Below are 437 nucleotides of genomic sequence, written 5' to 3'. Positions count from 1 at the left end.
GTGATGAACCTGGACCGCTTCGACCTGGCTTGATGTGTTTGATGTGCTGAGTTGAAAAAAACGCCTCCCTTGCGGAGGCGTTTTTTTACGGCCATCAAAAAGCGAAGGCTGGTTTTATCAGCGACTCATCATGCTTGCCGCCTGCTCCGTCGCTTCAGTCGTTCGAGTCGCCAGCTTGCGCACTTCGTCAGCTACCACCGCAAAGCCCCGCCCAGCTTCCCCGGCACGTGCAGCTTCAATCGCGGCATTGAGCGCCAGAAGGTTGGTTTGGCTGGCAATGCTCTGGATAGTGCCGACTATCTGGGTCAGTTGAGTGATGTTCTCTTCCAGGTTTTTCTGATGCTGTGCTTCGGTGTCGCGAAGAGCATCCTGCTCATGCTTCAAATGCACATCCACCAACGCACCGACCACCCTCAGCGGAATACCTTCGGGATTGC

At 55.1% G+C, this 437-nt stretch carries 1 pseudogene; it reads right to left on the bottom strand.

Going from position 1 to position 437, the window contains the following annotated elements:
- Positions 1-150: 150 nt before the first annotated feature.
- A pseudogene (locus tag ALO43_RS32200) lies at positions 151-288 on the bottom strand (methyl-accepting chemotaxis protein); the annotation flags it as partial.
- Positions 289-437 lie beyond the last annotated feature (149 nt).

The sequence above is a fragment of the Pseudomonas tremae genome (assembly GCF_001401155.1).
Lineage (GTDB): Bacteria > Pseudomonadota > Gammaproteobacteria > Pseudomonadales > Pseudomonadaceae > Aquipseudomonas > Aquipseudomonas tremae.
The sequence above is the reverse complement of the archived record's forward strand: the minus strand, read 5'-3'. Positions and strand labels throughout refer to the sequence as shown.